Below are 15,335 nucleotides of genomic sequence, written 5' to 3'. Positions count from 1 at the left end.
CGGGAGGCAGACCCCGATGGAGATCGACGACCCACGCTTCACCCTTGAAACAATCACGCACATCCACGACTGGAGCGCTCGCCAGCGCACATTGCGGATCACCCGCCCGCGCGGTTTCCGTTTCACGCCCGGACAGTTCGCACGGCTGAGCATCGCAGTGCCCGGCAACGGCCGCCTCGGGCGCGCGTTTTCGATGTGCTCTGCCGCGTGGGACGATGAACTGGAGTTCCTCGTCGTCCGCATCGAAGGCGGGCCGTTCTCCAGCGCGCTCTGGCCGCTCAAACCCGGCGATACCCTGCAACTGGACAAAGCACCTCAAGGCTTCCTGACGATCGACCGTTTTGTCGATGGCACCGATCTGTGGCTGCTGGCCACCGGCACCGGGCTCGCTCCGTTTGTCTCTATCCTGCGTGACCCGGCCACCTGGGAGCGCTTCGAGCGGATTGTGCTGGTGCACGGCGTGCGCGAATCATCTGAACTCGCTTACCGCGGGGGGCTGGAACCCGCCCCCGATCACCCCTTGTTCGAAAACCGCCGTGCCGCGTTTTGCTACCTGCCCGTCGTCACCCGCGAAGCGGCATTCCCGGGCCTGCGAGATCGCATACCCGCCCTGCTCGCCACCGGCGCCCTTGAAAGCGCGGCAGGTATCGCGCTAAGCCCGAAACGCTCACGCTTCATGCTGTGCGGCAGCCCGGCAATGGTTGAAGACACCCACCGCCAATTGATGAAGATGGGCTACCGCCTGAGCCGCTTGCGCGCCCCCGCGCACATCGCTCTGGAAAATGGCTGGTAAATCGCTTTGCAGCAAGGCGCAAAAACGCAAAACGCGGCCACTGGGCCGCGTTTTGCGTTGTTCTTCGGGTGCCCGCACCCCGGCAGCAAGGTGCCGGCTCAGCCAAAACGCCCGGTGATGTAATCCTCGGTCGCCTTCTTCGTCGGGCGCATGAACACATCATCGGTCGCGCCGTATTCGATCAGCTCGCCGATGTACATGTAGGCGGTGTAGTCCGAAACCCGCGCCGCCTGCTGCATGTTGTGCGTCACGATCAGGATCGTCACGCGCTCGCGCAGTTCGGTCACCAGTTCTTCGATGTTGGCGGTTGCAATCGGGTCCAGCGCCGAAGTGGGCTCGTCGAACAGCAGCAGTTCCGGATCGGTCGCCAGGCAGCGCGCGATGCACAGCCGCTGCTGCTGACCACCGGAAAGCGCAGTCGCCGGCTGGAACAGGCGGTCCTTCACCTCGTTCCAGAGCGACGCGCCACGCAGCGCGCTTTCAACCTTGCCGTCAAGCACGCTGCGGCTCTTTTCGCCACGCACCTTCAAGCCGTAGGCAACGTTCTCGTAGATCGACTTCGGGAAGGGGTTCGGCTTCTGGAAGACCATGCCGATCCGCATCCGCACTTCGATCGGGTCGACCTTCGGATCAAGGATGTTGGTGTTGTCCGGGTGCAGCACGATCTGGCCGTCGTAACGGTTGCCGGGGTAGAGGTCGTGCATGCGATTGAAGCAGCGCAGCAGGGTCGATTTGCCGCAGCCCGAAGGCCCGATCAGTGCGGTGACGCGCTTTTCAACCACCGGCAGATTGACCGATTTGAGTGCCTGGAAGGCACCGTAGTAGAAGCTGAAGTCGCGGGTCTCGGCCTTGGTGGGCAGGTTCACGTTGGTCGTATTCATGAAATTGTCTTTGCTCGTTGGCGGAGTCGTGAATCGGGCGTTCGGCTTACCAGGAGATGCTCTTGCGCAGGCGGTAACGCAGCCAGATCGCAACCGCGTTCATCATCAGGGTCATGAACACAAGGATGAAGCCGGCGGCGGCCGCGTTCTGCTGGAAGGCCTCTTCAGGGCGCGACGTCCAGTTGAACATCTGGATCGGCATCACCGTGAAGCCCGACCAGAGCCAGTCGAAATTGATGTACGGCGCTTCGCCGGTAATCGGCGTCGGCGGCAGGAAAGCGATGAAGGTCAGCGCGCCGATCGTGATGATCGGGGCGGTTTCGCCGATCGCACGGGACATACCGATGATCACGCCGGTCATGATGCCGGGCGTGGAATACGGCACCAGGTGATCGCGCACCACTTGCCAGCGCGTGGCCCCCACGCCGTAGGCGCCCTCGCGGATGTGCACCGGAATCGCCCGCAAGGCCTCGCGGGTTGAGACGATCACCACCGGCAGGATCAGCAAGCCCAGGGTCAGGCCAGCCGAGAGGATGCTCTGGCCAAAACCGAAGGCATACACAAACACGCCCAGCGCGAGCAACCCGTACACAATCGACGGCACACCGGCAAGGTTCGAGACGTTGATCTCGATCAGGTCGGTCAGCAGGTTGCGCGGTGCGTACTCTTCCAGGTACACCCCGGCCGCAATGCCAACCGGAATCGCCGAAATCGCGGTCACCGTCATCACCGACAAGGAACCCACCCACGCGGAAAGGATCCCCGCGTTCGCGGCCCGCCGTGAGGGGAAGGAGGTGAAGAACTCGGGATTCAGGCGCTCCCAGCCGGTGGCAATCATCTGCGCAAACAAGGTGATGAAGGCCAGCACACCGATCATCAGCGCGAGGAACCCGGCGGCTGCGAAGATCACGTCAAGGCGGCGATTGGTCTTGATGACGCCGCGCACAAGTTCAAGGTCTTTTTTGTCCATGGTCTGGTCCGCCTCAGTAGGTTGCGTGATAGCGGCGACGAATGTAGTGGCCGAGGATGTTCAGGCACAGCGTCATGAGCATCAGGCTCAGGCCCGCGGCAAAGATCGACTGGTAGCCGATCGAGCCATGCGGCAGATCGCCCATTGCCACCTGCACGATGTAGGCGGAGATCGTTTGCGCCGGCTCGGCCGGGTTCATCGTGAAGTTCGGCTGCATGCCGGCAGCGACCGCCACGATCATCGTTTCGCCCACCGCGCGCGAAATGCCCAGGATGTAGGCCGACAGCACGCCCGAAATGGCGGCCGGCAGCACCACCCGCACGGCGGTCTGGAAGCGCGTGCTGCCCATCGCGTAGGCGCCCTCGCGCAGGCTCATCGGCACCGCGCGCATCGCGTCTTCCGACAAGGAGCTGATGTAGGGAATGATCGCAATACCCATCACCAGGCCCGCCGACAGCATCGTGAAGCCAGGCAGTTCGGGGAAGAAGTACTGCAGCACCGGCGACATGACGGTGACCGCGAAGTAGCCGTAAACAATCGTCGGAATGCCGCCCAGCAGCTCAAGGAAGGGTTTGACCACTTCACGAACGCGCGGCGAGGCGAACTCCGACAGGTAGATCGCGATGATCGTGCCCAGCGGAATGGCAACCGCCAGCGCCACGAACGAGGTGGTCAGCGTGCCCATCAAGAGCGGCAGGATGCCATAGCGCGGCTCGGAAAAGAGCGGCGTCCACATCGTGTCGGTCAGGAAAGAGAGCACCGGCACATGTTCGAAGAAGTGGTAGGACTCCGACACCAGCACCCAGATGATGCCAAGCGTGGTCATCACCGAGATGAACGCGGCGAAGAAGAGCAGCGCCTCGATGGCCCGCTCCTTCGAGTTGCGAAGAATCTTGCGCGATAGACGATCGCTGACGGTTGTTACATGCATTGAGCTGCCCTGCGCCAAAGTGTGGGATGCATTCACTGCGGTCTCCACTAAACGTAAAACAGCCCGGGCAGCAGCGCCGCCCGGGCATGATAGGCCGGACTGGAATTAGAGCTTGGCTTCGCGGGCGATCAGCTCTTCGATCGTCACACCCACTTCGGCCTCGCCACCGAACACCGTGCCAATCTTCTTCTTCGCGACGTGCTCCAGGTTCGAGGTGTAAGCCTTCGCCGGCAGCGGCACGTACTTCACTTCCGAGGCCAGCTTGGCGCCGTTCTTCATGTAGAACTCGACGAACTGGCGGATTTCCGCACGCTCAAGCGACTTCTCATTCACATAGATGAAGATCGGGCGCGCAAGCGGGTTGTAGGAACCGTCGATCACCGACTGCTCCGAGGGCAACACGGCCTTGCCCTTCGAATTGACAACTGCCACCGCCTTGAGCTTGTTCTTGTTCTCGACGTAGTAGGCGTAGCCGAAGTAGCCCAGCGCATTCACGTCACGCGAAACGCCCTGCACCAGCACGTTATCGTCTTCCGATGCGGTGTAGTCGCCGCGCGAAGCCTTCGATTTGCCGTTCACCGCCTCGGTGAAGTAGTCGAAGGTGCCCGAATCCGAGCCCGGCCCGAACAGCTTGAGCTTGCCATCGCCGAACGACGGGTCGATCTGGTTCCAGGTCGCCACCTTGCCTTGCGCACCCGGCTCCCACATGGCCTTGAGCTGGGCCACGGTCAGCTGGGTGATCTTGCTCTTCGGGTTCACCACCACCGTCAGTGCATCAAAAGCCACCGGCATTTCGTAGTACTTGATGCCGGCCTTGGCGCAATCGTCCATTTCCTTCTTCAGGATCGGGCGCGAAGCGTTCGCGACGTCGATCTCGCCACGGCAGAACTTCTTGAAACCACCGCCGGTACCCGAGATCCCCACCGTCACCTTGACCGCACCCTTGGTCGACTTCTGGAAGTCCTCCGCCACCGCTTCGGTCACCGGGAACACGGTGCTGGAACCGTCAACCTTCACCATCGACTGAGCGTGAGCGGCTGTCGCGAGCAAAGCGAAACAGGCCGAGGCAATAATGGTCTTGTTCATTGAACGCATTGAATTCTCCAAAGGTTTGCATCAAGGCCCGTGACCGCGGGGGCGGCTGGAACCCAATGCGATGGAGGATGCCGCAGATTTGTGACAGCAATATGAAACGTCACATTCAAGCATCCATCACGGCAAACAGCAACCGGCAGATCGCTGCAAGGCTTTGAAATTGCGCCACAAACGCGTGCAGCAAGCAGCGATTTCTGGTTTCATCACGCCTCTTTCAACACAACGGATTCCGAAATGGCCGGCGCCAGCCTCCTCACCCTGCTCGACGACATCGCTTCTGTACTGGATGACGTCGCCGCGATGACCAAAGTGGCCGCCCGCAAGACCGCCGGCGTGCTGGGCGACGACCTGGCCCTGAACGCCGAACAGGTTTCGGGCGTGCGTGCGGAACGCGAATTGCCGGTTGTCTGGGCCGTTGCCAAGGGCTCGTTTCGCAACAAGCTGATCCTGGTGCCCTCGGCACTCGCGCTGTCGGCCCTGTTGCCCTGGGCGATCACCCCGCTGCTGATGATCGGCGGCGCCTACCTGTGCTTCGAGGGCTTTGAGAAGCTCGCCCACAAGTACCTGCACAGTGCCCATGACGATGCCGCTGCGCACGCCGCCGAGGTCGCCGCGCTGAGCGCCGAATCGGTCGACATGGTGGCGTTCGAGAAAGACAAGATCGCCGGCGCCATCCGCACCGACTTCGTGCTTTCGGCGGAAATCATCGTGATCGCACTCGGCACAGTGCAGGACGCCGTCTTCATGTCGCGGGTAGCCGTGGTGGCCGGCATCGCGCTGATCATGACCGTCGGGGTGTATGGCCTTGTCGCAGCCATCGTGAAGCTCGACGACATGGGCCTTCACCTGATGAAAGACGCCGCTTCAAGTGCCTGGGCCGCGGGCAAGCGCGCGCTCGGCCGCGCTTTGCTTGGCGCCGCGCCGTATCTGATGAAGGCGCTCGCGGTCGTCGGCACGATCGCGATGTTCCTGGTGGGTGGTGGAATCCTGGTGCATGGCCTGCCGGCCGCCCATCACGCGGTCGAACACCTTGCCCAGGTCGCAGGTGGCGTGCCGGGCATTGGTGGCGCACTGGCGGCGGTGACCCCGACCCTGCTCGATGGCCTCATCGGCGTGCTCGCGGGCGCGCTGGTGCTGATCGGCGTTACCGCGGCCAGCCGCGTGATCGGCATGTTCCGCAAAGCCGGCTGAAGCGTCGCCGGGCAAAAAGAAAAGGCCACCTCGGTGGCCTTTTCTGTTTAAGCGAGGGCGATTTCACTCCAGGGCCAAGGCCCGCGCGATGTCGGCCCAGGGCACGTACTTGAAGTTCTGCGGCCCGTCGGGCAGGCGTTTGTGGCCGTCCTGCACCACCAGCATGCCCTGCTGCCAGGGCGCGCCGAGGTTCGCGGGGCTCACGTCGAGGCCATCGGTCTCCGACGCCGCGTCGATGCCGGCTGCGGCATTGATGCCGATGCGGAAGGCGCCGCGGTAGCGATGCGGCGGCAGCGCTTCGAGCACCACGTAACTGTCGTTACCCTGGCTCGACACGATCAGGTAAGGCGTTTTGCCGCCACGGTAGATCGCCATGCCTTCGACATCGGCCCGCAGCTTTTCGCCCACCGCCATCACCAGCCGTGGCGCAGCCGGGGCATCGGCGGCGGCATTGAGCACCCAGATGCCGCGATCTTCCTCGCCGATGAAGAGCTGCCCGCTCGGCTCGTCGGCCACGCAGCCTTCCGGCTGGCTCGCGAGCTTGAAGCGGCGCACCACCTCGCCCCCAAGCTGCTCACCGGCAAGCGTGAGGCGGATCTGGTGGAAGCGGCCGTCCTTGTCGTTGACCAGCGCCTCCAGCCCGCCCGCAGCCGGCTGATAGAGGCAGGCGCCGTAGACCTCGTCGAGCCCGGTCGCCAGTTGCGCGCGTTCGCTTACCGAGCCGTCCGCCGCGATCTGGTACACCACCAGGGTGCGCCGGTCGCGCTGGGTCGCCACCGCAAGGTCAAGCACTTGGCCGCCGAGCTTCACACCCTGCCGCAGGTCGACATTGTTGATGCGGCCGGTGGCGAGGAACTGGCGCTCGCGCCCTTCCAGGTCGTACACCAGCAAACCCTGCTTCTTGTTGGTGGCGAGCACGCGGCTTTCCTGCGGCTGCGCCGGGTTCACCCAGATCGCGGGGTCGTCCGCCGCGTCGCCCTGCTGCGCCACCGAATCGGTCTGCCGCTGCGGCAAAACGATCGGCAGGGCTGCGTTGCTGGCGCCGGGCGTGCCGCGCCACGCGATATTGCGTGCGCGCCAGGCATCCGACGCCTTCAGCTGCAGAGCCGCCGGCACGCCGCCATGCAGATCGAGCCCGATCGCTTCGGCCGGGTGCGCCAGCGCGAGCGGCGCTTGCGCCTTCCAGCGCCCCGCTTCCGCGCGCAACAGGTGCAAGCGCTCGCCGCCACCATCAAGCACCGCCAAACCGCCCGGCAGCAAGGCCAGCGCCTGCGCGCCACCCTTGAGCGGGCCGTAGGGCGCTCGCAAGGCCACCGGCGAGCGTTCGGCCTTCAGTTCGGCGTCCGCCGGGTAGGCCCAGACGCCGAAATCGCCCTCGGCCACCAGCAGCTGGCCACTCGCATCATCCACCCGGCAGGCGCTCACTTGCGGCGGCAGCGCGAGGCTGCGCAGCTTGCGTGCCTCGCTCCCGCTGAGCAGCCACTGTTCGGCCTGGCCGTCTTCGCCGATCAGGAAGGCGTGCAGCAGTTGCTGCGGATCGCGGTAGAGACACAGCGCCTCGACCGAAAAGGCCTGCGGCGGAATCGTCGCGAGCCGTTCCAGCCGCCCCGCCGCGGCATCCACACGCAGGGTCTGGACCTGCTGGCGATCCTGGTCGAGCACCAGCGCGACGAAGCTATCGCCGTTGGCACGCAGATCGAGCGATTCGCTGCGCAGTTCAAGCCGCGCCACTTCGGTGTTGGCCGCGCCGATCAGGCGCAGGCGTTTCTTTTCCTGCAACAGCCAGGCCTTGCCGGGCAGCGCGGCGATCTGCTCGGCGCGCTGGGCGCCGTCGGGCAGCGTTGCCGCCGGCGCCGCGAAGGCCGCGTTTGAAGCCAGCAGCACCAGGGCTGTGGCCAGTTGGATCATGCCTTGCATCGTTTTTCCGTTTTCTCGCCCCACGCACCGCTTCCGGCACGCGGGGCGTTGGGGATCAGTAGAGCGTGAACTTCAGGCCCAGCTTGTAGGTGCGGCCGTACTGTTCGTACTGCGCGTTGCGGCTGCGCTCGCCGCTGTACACGTAGTACGGCTCGTCGCCGATGTTGAGCACCTCGAACACCAGTTGCGTCTGCTTGCCCAGCGCGTAGCGGGCCGACAGGTCGAACTGCGTCTGCGCATCAACGAACTGGTCGCTGCGCGCATCCTGCACATTGCCGACTTCAAGCAGGTACTCCGACTTGTAGTTCGCCGCAAGCCGCACGCTCATCGGCCCCGCCTCGTAGCCGACCATCAGGTTGGCGGTGAGATCGGACTGGCTCGGCAGCGATACCTCGCGCGACACGTTCGCGCCAGCATCGGCGTCGTAGCGCTGGATCGTCGCCTTCGACTGCGAGAAGGTGGCATTCACGCCCAGCAGCAGGCCGTTCCACGGTGCCGGCAGTTGCTTGAAGGCCTGCGAGTAGGCCAGTTCGAGCCCGCGTACCGTGGCCTTGTCGCCGTTGGCGTAGGTTTCGGCCTGCTCAAACGCGATCCAGTCGCCGCTGCCGGCAAGGTCTGTCGCGTAGACGAAGTTGCGGATCTGCTTGTTGAACAGGTAGGCGGAAACCACACCTGCTTCACCGAGGCGGCGTTCGATGCCCAGATCCAGGTTGCTCGATTCCCAGGGCTTCAGATCCGGGTTGCCGAAGCTCGCCTCATCGCCGTCGATCACGAAGCCCGGCGCGAGCTGGCCGAAGGTCGGCCGCACCACCGAGTTGGTCCAGGCAGCGCGAATGCTGGTCGCGTCATCAAGCTCGTGGCGCAGGTGCAGCGCGGGCAGCCAGTTGCCGTAGTCGTGATCGTGGGTGCTCGCCTCGAAGCTGCCGTCGCGCACGCCAGTGCCTTCGGTGTGCAGGCGGGTGCCCTCGTAACGCACGCCGCCCAGCAGATACCAGGCGCCCTTGCGCCACGCAGCCTGCAGGTAGCCGGCGTTGATGTCTTCCTTGATCAGGAAGTCATTCACCCGCGAGGCTTCCTCGTCGTAGTAGGCGTTGCGGTCAAGCCCGCCGATCAGGCCCTGCACCGCGCCCGCACTGATGCGCGGGCCGAACTGGCCGAAGCGCCAGTCAACCGTGCCGTTCACGAAGTTGGGCATGGCGAGTTGCGCGTCGCTCAGCGAAGCGGGGTCTTCGTCCAGATCCTCGAAGGTCCAGATGTCCTCGTCCATGCGCTTTTCGCGGCGGCTGGCCTTGGCGCCGAACTTGAACTTCACCTCGCCCGCATCGGCCAGCACCAGCTTGTGCGAAAGATCAACGCGCAGATTGTGTTCCTTGTCGGTGGTTTCGCTGCGTGCGAGTTCCACTTCCTTGAGGCTGTAGGCGCCTGCGTCGTACAGCGATGCCGGCCCGAAGAGATCCGGCCGCTTCGTGTCGCGGAAGCCGACCTTGCCAAAGGCATCGTTGCCCTCGAACACCGCGCCGGCGATATGGTCCGGCGTGTCTTCGCCCGAACGGCTGCTGCCGAAGGCCAGATCGAGCTTCCAGTCGCCAAACTTCTGCTCGGTACCCAGCGTGATGCTCTGGATGGTTTGCGTTTCCTTGCGCTGCTTGAGCTCGCGCGAGGACTCGGCATCGCCCTCGGCGCCCGGTGTTTGCGCGTCGTCGAACTCGATACTGTGCGCCTGGCGCTCTTCCTCATCGGTAAAGCGGCTGGCCAGCGTGCGGACGAAGTAGCGCTGGCCCTTGGCCGGCTTCCAGTCGAGATTGAGCACACCGCCCAGACGCTCGCGGGTGATCTGGTAATCACGGCGTTCGAATTCCTCCAGCAGCGCGTTGCCGGCGTCGTCGAAATCCCACTTGCCGCCGGTCTCAACGTTGTCGGAGCCGAACTTGCGCTTCTCCCACGACACCCCGGCGGCGACGCCCAGCGTGCCGTCGAGGAAGCGGTCAGACCAGGTGCCGGCAAGCTTGGGGCTGGTCTCGCCGCTGTTGTCGTCGTAGCCGGCGCCCGCCTCCAGCGAGAGGAAGCTGCCGGCGTGATCGAAGCCCGACAGGGTCTTCACCTCGACGGTGCCGCCGATCGAGTTGGCGTCCTGATCCGGCGTCAGCGTCTTCTGCACTTCAAGCGAGCGCACCAGGGCGCTCGGGATCACATCCATCATCACCGCGCGGCTATCCGCTTCCGGTGCCGGAACCAGGCTGCCGTTGATCGTGACGCTGTTCAGATCCGGGCCGAGGCCGCGGATGCGCACGTAGCGGCCTTCGCCCTGATCCCGTTCGATCGACACGCCGGGCACGCGTTGCAGCGCTTCGGCGGCATTGGTGTCGGGTAGCGCGCCGATGTCGTCGGCGTGCACCACGCTGACTACGTTGTCGGCGGCTTCCTGCACATCGAGCGCGCGGCGCATCTGGGCGGCCTGGCCGTGCACCACGATGGTGGCGACTTCCGGTTCGGCGGCGTAGGCACTGCTGCCGAGCGCCGCAATGCAGAGCGCCAGCGTGCGGCGGCGCAGGGGTTGAACGGGCCGCTTGGGCGGGCGTTGGCGATTCATGTGTGCTGCTCCCTTGAAACGTTGCCGCACTGGGCAGTGGCGGCGCTGGAGCGGCACCTTAGGCGGGGGGCGTGTCGGATTTGTTACGCAACCCCAGCATCGACGCGGGTTTGCCGGCGATTGACAGGAAATCTTGCGGCTTCTGAGCCGAATTGCCGCGGCCACCTTGCCACAGCCGGCCAGCCTTGCGGGCGGAAACCGCGCATGGAGGGGCACAGGCCTCAAGTCATGTGAGCCGAATTGCCGCGCGGGGGCCGCTGCAACACCCCTGCCACGTCCGGCCCTTAGGCTTGCGTCACTGAATCGACGCCTTCCACCGCCATGCGCCCACCGCTCTACACACCGCTCGCCCTGCTCGGCACCGCCGCCCTGATGACCCTCGCGCTTTACGCCACGCAAGGCACGGCCAAACCGCCAGCGGTGTGGAACTGGATGGACATCATCGGCGAAGGCGGCACTGCGCTCTTCGCCGGCGTGTGGCTGGCGCTGATCCTCAGCAGCCGGCCTGGCGGGCGCGTCACCACGCTGCTCGCGCTGGGCTTGGGCGCGATCACGCTCGGCGCCCTCGCCGACTGCCTCGACGAGTTCTGGAAGATCGCCCCGCAGGCGCACTGGGACCACTGGCTCGAAGGCGTGCTGACGCCCGGCGGCATGCTGACGCTGACGGTGGGCCTCTACTTCTGGCGCCAGGAACAGTTTGCGCTGAACGAACACCTGCTGCGCCGCGAGCGCCTGTTCCGCGAACACCGGGCCTTCGATCGCATCACCCAGCTCGCCAACGCCGACTACCTGCGGCGCCAGATCACGCTGGAACAAGCGCGCGCACCGGATGCCCCCTGCGCACTGGTGCTGCTGGACATCGACCGCTTCCACCTGATCAACCGCGAATTCGGCCGCGCCGAGGGCGACCGCGTGCTGCAGGCGCTCAGCCACCTGCTGCTGCTGAACCTGCGCAACGACGATCTGCTCTGCCGCTATGCGGGCGACCGCTTTGCGGTGCTGCTGCCGGAAACCGACGACGCCGCCGCGCAGGCAATTGCCACCACGCTGCGCAATGCAGTCGAGCAACTGGCGTGGCATACCCGCAGCGGTGCGCGCCTGGCGCTTTCGGCGCGCGTGGTTGCGGCAGTAGCCGACACCTCGCCCGGCAGCCTGCTCGATGCGCTGAACCACGCCATCGAGCCCGCCGCGCGCCGCCCCGGTGGCGCCCTGCAAGCGGCCTGACACCGCCAGCGATGCCCGCGCCCTGCTACCACGCCGATACGCCGCTGATCCCGGCGCACTACCAGCCTGCGCTGGTGCTGGAGCATGCGCGCGGGCTCGATCTGAACAGCCACGTCCTGCTGCGGCACAGTGGCTTGTTTGAAGAGGATTTTGCGAGCGAAGCGCGTGCGCTGTCGCCCGCCCAGCTGCTCGCGATGCTCGCGAATCTTGCACAGCACGACGCGGCCCGCGACGCCGCCTTCCAGCTCGGCCAGCAGATGCTGCCCGGCCACTACGGCGCCGCCAGCCTGGCGCTGATGCAATCGCCGGATCTGGGCAGCGCGCTACGGCTGCTGGTGGCGCATCAAGCGCAGCTATGCCCGCTGCTCGCGCCACGCCTGAGCATTGCCGGCGGCGAAGTCTCGCTCGACTGGTTCGACAGTTGCGGTGCCGGGGCAACGAAAGCCCTGCTGGTGGATCTGCACATGACCGCGGTGACCGCGATGTGCCGCTGGCTCGGTGGCGAGCACCTGCCCTGGCGCTACCACTTCAACCGCACGCGGCCGCGCTCGCCGGAGCATCACCAGGTGCATCTGGGCAGCGCGCTTCACTTTGGCGAGCAGACGGACAGCATGCGGCTCGACGCCCGCTGGCTCGATCAGCCCTGGCCGCGCGGCAACGCCCGTGCACTGGCGCTGACGCAGCGTGAGCTGGCCGACACCGCCGGCCGCCGCAGCCTGCTGCAAGCAGTGCGCGAGCAGCTGTTCGACACGATCCGCCTGCCGCCCACGCTGGAGCACACCGCGCAGCACTTCGGCGTGAGCCCGGCCACGCTCAAGCGCCAGCTCGCGCGCCACGGCACGCACTTCCAGGCCCTGCTTGACGAAGTGCGCACCCATGTCACGCTGCAACTGATGCAGCACGGCGGGCTCGACCACGACGCGATCGCCAGCCACCTGCGCTTTCACGACGCCCGCAGCTTCCGCCGCGCCTTCCAGCGCTGGACCGGGCTGGGCGCCGCAAGCCCCTGCGCCTGAACGCAGCGTCAGCCCTGCGCGGCGATCTGACGCAGCGCCTGCACAAAGGTTTCGGGTGGCTGGCCCCCCTGGATCAGGTGCCGGTTGTTGATGATGACGGCAGGCACCGAATGGATGCCCGCATTCAGATAACGCGAAGCCGCCGCCCGCACCTCGGCCGCGAACTCGTCCGAGGCCAGGATGGCTTGTGCGCGCGTGACATCCAGCGATACCTCGGCGCACGCGGCGAGCAGAACTTCGTGCGATGAGGGCGCCTGGCCCTCGGTGAAGTAGCGCCGGAACAAGGCTTCCTTCAGCGCCAGCTGGCGGCCTTCGAGTTCGGCCCAGTGCAGCAGGCGGTGGGCGTCGAAGGTGTTGTAGATGCGGTCGCGCTTGCCGACCGCGAAATCGAAGCCCAGCGCCGCACCACGCTTGCGGATCGCCTCGCGCGTCTGCGCGAGTTGCTCGTCGCTGGCGCCGTACTTGCGGCGCAGGTGCTCGCCAATGTCTTCGCCTTCGGGCGCCATCTGCGGATTGAGTTCGAAGGGCTGGAAGTGAATATCTGCCGTCACCTCCCCTTCCAGTTCGGCGAGCGCCTTCTTCAGTGAGTACAGGCCCACTGCACACCAGGGGCAGGACACATCGGAAACGAAGTCGATCTTGATCTGGGTGCTCATGCTGCATCGCCCTGAAAGTGAATACGGGAAGTGTCCGACGTGGGGCCGGCTCGCCTGAACGCAAGAGCGGCCACTCAGCGCCGCTTCGACTGCCCCTTGATCTGCGCAATCGTCGCCGCGGGCGTGATCACCTCAGGGTTGGTGCGCAGTTCGATCAGCGCCGGGCCGCCGGCCGCCAATGCGCGCTCGAACGCCGGCGCGAAGTCCTCGGTGCGGGTCACGACTTCACCAAAGGCGCCGTAGGCGCGCGCCAGCGCGGAAAAGTCGGGGTTGGCCAGCTCGGTGCCGGAGATCCGGTCCGGGAACTCGCGCTCCTGATGCATCCGGATCGTGCCGTACATGCTGTTGTTCACAACGATGAACACCACCGCCGCGCCGTACTTCACCGCAGTGGCGAACTCCTGCCCGTTCATCATGAAGCAGCCATCGCCGGAGAACGACACCACGATCCGCTCCGGGTGCGCGATCTTGGCTGCCACCGCCGACGGCACGCCGTAGCCCATCGAACCATTGGTCGGCGCCAGTTGCGTGCCGAACTGGCGGTAGCGATAGAAGCGATGCAGCCAGATCGCGTAGTTGCCGGCGCCGTTGGTAAGGATCGCGTCGGCCGGCAGGCGCTCGCGCAGCCAGCGCATCACTTCACCCATCTGCAATTCACCCGGCGTCGCGGGCGGCTCGGTCCAGGCGAGGTAGTCGGCGTGCGCGGCTTCGGCGCTGCCGGCCCAGTTCAGGCTTGCAGGTGGCACCAGCTCGCTCGCCGCAGCGGCGAACTCGGGGTAGCCGGCGTTGATCGGCAGGTCGGCGGCGTAGACGCGGCCCAACTCGTCGATGCCCGCATGCACATGCACCAGCGTCTGCTTCGGGCGCGGGATGTCGAACAGCGCGTAGCCGCTGGTGGTGGACTCGCCCAAGCGCGGGCCGACCGCGAGCACCAGATCCGCCTCGCGCACGCGTGCGGCAAGCTTGGGGTTGATGCCCAGGCCCACGTCGCCGGTGTAGAGCGGATGCGTGTTGTCGAACAAATCCTGGTAGCGGAAGGCGCAGGCCACAGGCAGCTGCCAGGCCTCGGCGAAGCGGCGAATATCGGCGCAAGCCGCGTTGCTCCAGCCGCGACCGCCGAGGATCATCAGCGGCCGCTTTGCGGCGGCCAGCCGGCTACGCAGCTCGGCCATGTCGGCCTGCGCGGGCGATGGCATCACACGGCGATAGGGCTGCGGCTGCGCCACCGAGCAGGGCTCGTGCTGCATGTCTTCCGGCAGCGCCAGCACGACCGGGCCGGGGCGGCCGGAAGTGGCGATGTGGAAGGCGCGCGAGACGAATTCCGGAATGCGCGAAGCATCGTCGATCTGCGCCACCCACTTGGCCATCTGGCCGTACATGCGGCGGTAGTCGATTTCCTGAAAGGCCTCGCGCTCCAGCATGCCGCGCCCGACCTGCCCGATGAACAGGATCATCGGCGCCGAATCCTGAAACGCCGTATGCACACCCACCGCCGCGTTGGTCGCGCCCGGCCCGCGTGTGACGAAGCAGATGCCGGGCTTGCCGCTGAGCTTGCCGTAGGCGTCCGCCATGTAGGCCGCCCCGCCCTCTTGCCGACACACGACCAGCTTGAGCCGATCACGCACGTCGTAGAGCGCATCGAGCACCGCAAGGTAGCTTTCGCCCGGCACGCAGTAAGCGGTGTCGGCACCGTGGGTCAGCAGGGCATCGACCAGCGCGCGGGCGCCGGTGGGGTGGGCTGGGGTCATGAACGCTCCGTCAGTGGCGCAATGTGCGCGCAGTCTGTGCGCGTAGCGCTACGGAGGCAGTCCGGAAAGTGACAAGAGATTGCGTTCAGGCGTCGCGGCGGACCCGGCAATCCGGACCGCCTGCGTGGCCGCTTGATCGTGGGCTTACTCCGGTGCGATACGAACAAGATATCGACACGCATCCCTGCGGTGCGTCGCGCTGCACCTTCGCACGCACGGCCATTCACACGCGAACCTCGCCACACCGTTGATGCGGCGCATACCGGGCGCACACAGGCCGCGCGAAGATGCCGCGCAACAAGATGTGCACATGTGGCGCATCC

General features: G+C 65.8%; 12 protein-coding genes. 4 read left to right on the top strand and 8 right to left on the bottom strand.

The window, feature by feature from the left end; translation table 11 throughout:
• Positions 1–16: 16 nt before the first annotated feature.
• Positions 17–793 carry a ferredoxin--NADP reductase gene (locus OPU71_RS09730; RefSeq protein WP_267727766.1) on the top strand — a complete coding sequence of 259 codons (777 nt, stop codon included), beginning with the start codon at positions 17–19 and terminating at the stop codon, positions 791–793.
• Positions 794–891: 98 nt separating this feature from the next.
• Here the strand turns inward: OPU71_RS09730 and pstB are convergent, their stop codons facing one another.
• From pstB to OPU71_RS09710, 4 genes are all read right to left on the bottom strand, one after another.
• The gene (gene pstB / locus OPU71_RS09725; protein ID WP_267727765.1) at positions 892–1,674 is read right to left on the bottom strand and encodes a phosphate ABC transporter ATP-binding protein PstB; all 783 of its coding nucleotides are present in this window, start codon (positions 1,672–1,674) and stop codon (positions 892–894) included.
• A gap of 46 nt (positions 1,675–1,720) precedes the next feature.
• The gene (gene pstA / locus OPU71_RS09720) at positions 1,721–2,644 is read right to left on the bottom strand and encodes a phosphate ABC transporter permease PstA (RefSeq protein WP_267727764.1); all 924 of its coding nucleotides are present in this window, start codon (positions 2,642–2,644) and stop codon (positions 1,721–1,723) included.
• Between the two features lie 13 nt (positions 2,645–2,657).
• On the bottom strand, positions 2,658–3,575 hold the full coding sequence (gene pstC / locus OPU71_RS09715; protein ID WP_267727763.1) for a phosphate ABC transporter permease subunit PstC: 918 nt from the start codon (positions 3,573–3,575) through the stop codon (positions 2,658–2,660).
• 105 nt (positions 3,576–3,680) lie between these two features.
• Positions 3,681–4,661, bottom strand: coding sequence for a PstS family phosphate ABC transporter substrate-binding protein (locus OPU71_RS09710; RefSeq protein ID WP_267727839.1), 981 nt, complete (start codon positions 4,659–4,661; stop codon positions 3,681–3,683).
• Positions 4,662–4,904: 243 nt separating this feature from the next.
• On the opposite strand from OPU71_RS09710, the gene OPU71_RS09705 reads away from it, so the two are divergent.
• Positions 4,905–5,861 (top strand): DUF808 domain-containing protein, encoded by a 957-nt coding sequence (locus tag OPU71_RS09705; protein ID WP_267727762.1) that lies wholly within the window; start codon positions 4,905–4,907, stop codon positions 5,859–5,861.
• A 63-nt stretch (positions 5,862–5,924) separates the two neighbouring features.
• On the opposite strand, the gene OPU71_RS09700 is transcribed toward OPU71_RS09705, so the two are convergent.
• Together OPU71_RS09700 and OPU71_RS09695 are read right to left on the bottom strand one after the other, a co-directional pair.
• Positions 5,925–7,778, bottom strand: coding sequence for a phytase (locus OPU71_RS09700; protein WP_267727761.1), 1,854 nt, complete (start codon positions 7,776–7,778; stop codon positions 5,925–5,927).
• A gap of 55 nt (positions 7,779–7,833) precedes the next feature.
• A complete protein-coding gene (locus tag OPU71_RS09695) occupies positions 7,834–10,368 on the bottom strand; it encodes a TonB-dependent receptor (protein ID WP_267727760.1) in 2,535 nt (844 codons plus the stop codon).
• A 321-nt stretch (positions 10,369–10,689) separates the two neighbouring features.
• Between OPU71_RS09695 and OPU71_RS09690 the strand changes: the two genes are divergently transcribed.
• Both OPU71_RS09690 and OPU71_RS09685 read left to right on the top strand, forming a co-directional pair.
• Complete coding sequence (locus tag OPU71_RS09690; RefSeq protein ID WP_267727759.1) at positions 10,690–11,592, top strand: GGDEF domain-containing protein; 903 nt, start codon at positions 10,690–10,692, stop codon at positions 11,590–11,592.
• Between the two features lie 11 nt (positions 11,593–11,603).
• Positions 11,604–12,608 carry an AraC family transcriptional regulator ligand-binding domain-containing protein gene (locus tag OPU71_RS09685; protein ID WP_267727758.1) on the top strand — a complete coding sequence of 335 codons (1,005 nt, stop codon included), beginning with the start codon at positions 11,604–11,606 and terminating at the stop codon, positions 12,606–12,608.
• A gap of 8 nt (positions 12,609–12,616) precedes the next feature.
• Here OPU71_RS09685 and OPU71_RS09680 read toward each other — a convergent pair whose 3' ends face one another.
• Together OPU71_RS09680 and OPU71_RS09675 are read right to left on the bottom strand one after the other, a co-directional pair.
• Positions 12,617–13,264: a DsbA family oxidoreductase gene (locus tag OPU71_RS09680; RefSeq protein WP_267727757.1), complete on the bottom strand. Its 648-nt coding sequence runs from the start codon at positions 13,262–13,264 to the stop codon at positions 12,617–12,619.
• Positions 13,265–13,338: 74 nt separating this feature from the next.
• Positions 13,339–15,012, bottom strand: coding sequence for a thiamine pyrophosphate-binding protein (locus OPU71_RS09675; protein ID WP_267727756.1), 1,674 nt, complete (start codon positions 15,010–15,012; stop codon positions 13,339–13,341).
• Positions 15,013–15,335 lie beyond the last annotated feature (323 nt).

It is taken from the genome of Niveibacterium sp. 24ML (genome assembly GCF_026586805.1).
Taxonomy (GTDB): Bacteria; Pseudomonadota; Gammaproteobacteria; order Burkholderiales; family Rhodocyclaceae; genus Niveibacterium.
This window is presented reverse-complemented; position numbering and strand designations above follow the sequence as displayed.